The sequence below is a fragment of the Kitasatospora sp. NPDC047058 genome, assembly GCF_040643935.1.
Taxonomy (GTDB): domain Bacteria; phylum Actinomycetota; class Actinomycetes; order Streptomycetales; family Streptomycetaceae; genus Kitasatospora.
In genome coordinates, this window is record NZ_JBEYVJ010000491.1 from 1 (window position 1) to 4,465 (window position 4,465).

A 4,465-nucleotide genomic window follows, 5' to 3' on the forward strand; every position below is an offset into this window, starting at 1 on the left:
CCGTCCCGGACGTCTACCGGTACGCACTCGGCCTCCACGCCGAGGACCGCTGGTACGCCACGCTGCGGCTGACCCGCACGGCGGAGTCCGGCCCGGGCGGGGTGGGGTGGCCGGAGCGGATCGTGTGCGTCACGGCGGCCGGCGAGCGCCACGTGCTCACGCCCGCCGATCCGGAGCTGTGCGGCTGCGCCGATGCCGGTGCCAGCACCGACGCCTGTCGCTGTTACGCCTTCCCGCTCCGATCGGTCGAGGCCTTCACGCTGCTCACCTTCGAGTTCACCTTCCCGCGCGTCCACATCGCGGCCTACCAGAACGCGTCGGCCTGCGCCCGGGTGACCCGCAACGCCCGTCTGCTCGGGCAGGGCTGGCCGGACACCGCACCGGCCTTCGTCTACCGGACGCCGGAGGCCGGCCACCCCGAGCCGGCCGTTCCCTTCATCGACCTCACCGGCACCATCGCCGTCGGCCCCTGGGACCTGCCCGACCACAATCCGCTCACGCCGCTGTTCGACACCCTCTTCGACGGCGACCCGGCCGGCCGGACCATCGCGATCGGCGCGCGCTACGCGTACACCCTTGTCGACGGCAGCGAACCGGTGTCCGCCATGCTGCCGGTCGTCCAGTCGGCCGTAGGAACGTTCGACGACGAGACGGTCCCGACACTCACGCAGGCACTCGTCGAGTGGAACGAGCGCGAGCAACCCGAGACACAGGGCGGTGCCTGGGCCTTCCGGGTCAGCCTCTACTCGTGTGCCGACGCGCCACTGCGGCGGCCAGTGCTGCAGCTCAGGCACCTGCGGTCCGCACTGTCGACACCACCGGGGCCGCCGGGTCGGGCCTGACCGGGGCGGTTGCGGACGAGCGGGGTGTCACGCGGATGGAGTCGCCGGGTTGCCGGGCCACCATCAAGTGGTTTGTGTGGAGACGATTCCTGCTGCCGCCGACCCGATGGAAGTCCGACACCGTCCGACGCCTTCCCGGAGGAAGCATGCCCGCACAACGTCTCCTCGCCCTCGCCGCCTCGGTCGCCGTGATCGCCGTCCTCGGCGGCGCGACCCCTGCACCCGCCGTCCCGGGCCGGCCGGCCGTATCACCGGTCCCCGGCCCACCCCCGACCCGTCCCACGGGAGCGCTCGCCACGCACCAGCGATTCGCCGAGCACGATTCCGCCAACTGGGCAGGCTACATGGCGTCAGGCGATCCCGGCGCGTTCACACGGGTGCAAGCCCGGTGGACCCAGCCGGCCGTGACCTGCACCGGCACCGAGAGGCAGAGTTCGAGCTTCTGGGTCGGCCTGAGCGACCCCGGCGTGATCGAGCAGACCGGAACCACAGCCATATGCGAGAACGGCCGGCCGAGATACGACGTCTGGTACGAGATGTACCCGGCACTCCCGGTGGAGTACAACGACCCGCTCGAGCCCGGTGACGAGCTCTTCGCCCGGGTCGAGTACCTCGGCGGCAACAGTTACGAGCTCACCCTCCGGAACCTCACCAAGAAGTGGGCCGAAGTCAGCTATGCGGAACCGCCGGCCGGAACGGTCCCCATGCGGACCCGGGCCGAGGTGATCGCCGAGGCGCCGGGCAAGCCTGACGGGAGTCAGTGGCCGCTGGCCGACTTCGGCACGGTCTCGTTCACCCGTGCCCGCGTCAACGGAGCACCCCTCGGGACCTTTTCCCCGGACGAGTTCATCATGGTGACGGCGGACGACCACGACAAGGCCGCCCCCTCAGAGCTCAGCGACGACGGAACCGCCTTCGACGTGACTTGGAAGCACAGTTGACGAGGGATCGCCGCCCCGGGCGATCCGGCCCTCCGGACTTCGGCTCCCGATCCTCCGCTGCCCTGGAGCGGCGCCGGCCCGTCCATGACCAGGCCCACCGCGCCGATTCCCCGACCCACCGGCCGACGGGGTCCACCACCAGGCCACCTGCGACGACTCCACCGCCCATGGCGTCCCCCCTGCTGGTCGCGCCGGCAGCCGACGACCGGACACCTGCGCCCGGCCGGCGAGTGCTCCGGCCGGGCCCAGCGCGTCGCGTGCGGCACGCCGTTCGTCGCGCCGCGGGCGTGGCAACGCGTGGCGCGCCTCCGGCGTTCGTGTGCCCGGGTCAGGCGCGGGCGAGGAGCCAGGCGCCGAGGCCGCCGCTGCCGCCGGCCTGGAAGGTGGTCGAGCGGAAGCCGGGCGGGATCGGCGAGCCGGGGCAGGTCAGGATGCCGGCCTTGGCGATCCGGTGCTTCCAGGCGCCGACGCCGTTGCAGCCGGAGCGGAGGTAGTCGTTGGTGACGTAGCCGGCGACGATCGGCGAGCCGCCGCAGGTCCAGATCCCGTCCTTGGCCAGGTTGTGCTTCCAGGCGCCGACCCCGTTGCAGCCGGCCCTGTTGAAGGCGGTGCTCACGTAGCCGGGGACGACCGGGGAGCCGCCGCAGGTCCACATGCCGTCCTTGACCGGCTCCTGGTACCACGAGCCGCGGCCGTTGCAGCCGGCCGGGTCGTGGTTGGTGAGGACGTATCCGCTCGGGATCGGGGCGCCGGCGCAAGACCACTGGCCGGAGGAGGTCGAGCCGGAGGGCCGGGCGGCGGCGGCGTCCGGCGCGCCGACGGCGGCGCCCGCGAGGACGAACGCGGCGATGAGCGCGAGTGCGCCCACCGTGGCCGCCGTGCCACGGCGGACGACGGCGCCGGTCAGACGTTCCCACAGGTGACGGGGGTTCATGGTCGGTTCACTCCAGTCCTGGCGGCGGGCATGCGCGATGCCCGCTGGTCGGGGGATGGCCGAGCAGTGGATCAGGCCTCACCCTAGTGCGGAGATCGTGTGGATACCGGGTGCCCAAGGCATGGAGAGTCAACTTGGCCTGAACATGACCACCCATGCCCGGCCAACGGCGTCCCGAGCGGGCGCAGCGCGTTCGCAGGCGGGCGATGCCGCCGTTGCGGCGCTGCCGCCGCGGCCGGTGACGGACTCACCGCCCGTGCGCCTCCCGGGTCGCCCGGTCCAGCCAGGTCAGGTACCACTCGCGGAAGCCGAGCCGTCCCGCATCGCCGGTGAGCGGCTGCAGCGAGAGATCGGCCGCCCGGCCGTCGAACCACAGGGTGCCGCGCTCCGGCCCGGTGACGACCAGCCAGGTGTAGTAGCCGCAACCCTCGTGGCTGAGGCACACCGCGCCGGCCGTCACCTCCGGTTCGAGCCGTTCCCACTCGTCGTCCCAGGCCTGGAAGGCCGCGCGGTACGACTCGTCGTCGGGAAAGTCCGCCGCCACGGGCTCCCGGGCGTCGTGCTCCTTCTCCAGGCGCGTCCGCTCCTCGACCGACAGGAAGTCCCGCCCGATCAGCGCGCTGTCGCCGCGCACGTGGTCGTCGCTCCAGTGCCAGCCCTGCTCGTCCCGCCGCAGCGGGAAGAGCCCGTAGTCCGGGCCGGCCCCGCCGGCACCCACGTCCAGGAGGAAGGCCCGGTAGTCCGACGGGAGGCGGACGCCGAACTCGGCCTCCGCCGCAGCCACCTCGGCCTCGCCGAGCGGGGCCTCCAGCAGGAACTCGTGCCCGAAGCCCTTCGGGGCGCCGAACACCCTCGTCGCGAACGGCGCCTCCCGCAGGGCCAGCACCTCCTCGCGCACCCCGGCCCAGCCCGCCTCCCGCTCCGCCGCCTCCACGTGTCCCTCCTCCGCTCGCCCCGTGCGCGCCGGACCGGCGCGGACGCATCGTGCCAGCCCCGGTGAGCACGATCAACACGGGATCCGGCGGCCGCGGCGGTGAACGGCGCCGGACGCGGGGCGCCCGCCGCTTGGTCGGGGCCCCGGCCGCGCTCGGTTCACTGCAGGATGTTGATCGCCCGGGCGATCACCAGGGTGGCCACGATGAGGGAGGCTGCGGCCTCCACCATCATCAGCAGCTTCCCCCACTTCTTGATCGCGGAGACGTCGGTGGGGCTGAAGGCGGTCGCGGTCCAGAAGGACAGCGACAGGTAGTCGGCGAAGACCGGCACCCAGCCGGCCGGTGCGTAGGCCGTGTGCTGCATCTCGGGGAACACGAACGCCGGTTCCGCGTAGGGCCGGTGGGCGCGGGCGGCGGCGCCGCCGCGGTCGAGGTCCCAGTACCAGAGCGCGAAGGCGATCACGTTCGTCACCCAGGTCACTCCCCCGGTGGCCAGCAGGCCGAGGGCGTTGTTCGCGAACAGCTTGTTGTTGGTCAGGATGTCCACCACCAGGTGGACTCCCGCGTACAGGTTCGCCGCGGTGAGGAAGGCGATCACGGCCTCGGTGACCGCCCTCAGCCAGGTCTTCCGGCGGTCGATCCGCCCCGGGTCACCGATGATCAGTGCCGCCAGCAGCGTGAACAGGACCACCGGAACCACCCAGGCGGGATCCACCCGGTACGCCGCCGGCAGCGCCACGTGGAGCAGCCCGGCGACGACGACCACCGCCGCCACGGGCCACCAGTGCTCGCCGCGCACGGCGGCCCAGATCG

At 72.8% G+C, this 4,465-nt stretch carries 5 protein-coding genes; 2 read left to right on the forward strand and 3 right to left on the reverse strand.

Going from position 1 to position 4,465, the window contains the following annotated elements; all coding sequences use genetic code 11:
• Both ABZ885_RS36050 and ABZ885_RS36055 read left to right on the forward strand, forming a co-directional pair.
• Window positions 1-842, forward strand: an 842-nt coding sequence (locus tag ABZ885_RS36050; protein WP_360198502.1) for a hypothetical protein, incomplete at its 5' end; no start/stop codon positions are given.
• A gap of 146 nt (window positions 843-988) precedes the next feature.
• Window positions 989-1,783: a G1 family glutamic endopeptidase gene (locus ABZ885_RS36055; protein WP_360198505.1), complete on the forward strand. Its 795-nt coding sequence runs from the start codon at window positions 989-991 to the stop codon at window positions 1,781-1,783.
• 328 nt (window positions 1,784-2,111) lie between these two features.
• Here the strand turns inward: ABZ885_RS36055 and ABZ885_RS36060 are convergent, their stop codons facing one another.
• From ABZ885_RS36060 to ABZ885_RS36070, 3 genes are all read right to left on the reverse strand, one after another.
• Window positions 2,112-2,717 carry a hypothetical protein gene (locus tag ABZ885_RS36060; RefSeq protein ID WP_360198508.1) on the reverse strand — a complete coding sequence of 202 codons (606 nt, stop codon included), beginning with the start codon at window positions 2,715-2,717 and terminating at the stop codon, window positions 2,112-2,114.
• A gap of 247 nt (window positions 2,718-2,964) precedes the next feature.
• On the reverse strand, window positions 2,965-3,651 hold the full coding sequence (locus tag ABZ885_RS36065; protein WP_360198511.1) for an SMI1/KNR4 family protein: 687 nt from the start codon (window positions 3,649-3,651) through the stop codon (window positions 2,965-2,967).
• Between the two features lie 158 nt (window positions 3,652-3,809).
• Window positions 3,810-4,465 (reverse strand): hypothetical protein (locus ABZ885_RS36070; protein ID WP_360198514.1); only part of this gene is annotated, 656 nt, incomplete at its 5' end.

Coding starts and splice junctions, on each gene's coding strand:
- ABZ885_RS36055 (WP_360198505.1), top strand. CDS start 989: ATGCCCGCACAACGTCTCCTCGCCCTCGCCGCCTCGGTCGCCGTGATC.
- ABZ885_RS36060 (WP_360198508.1), bottom strand. CDS start 2,717: ATGAACCCCCGTCACCTGTGGGAACGTCTGACCGGCGCCGTCGTCCGC.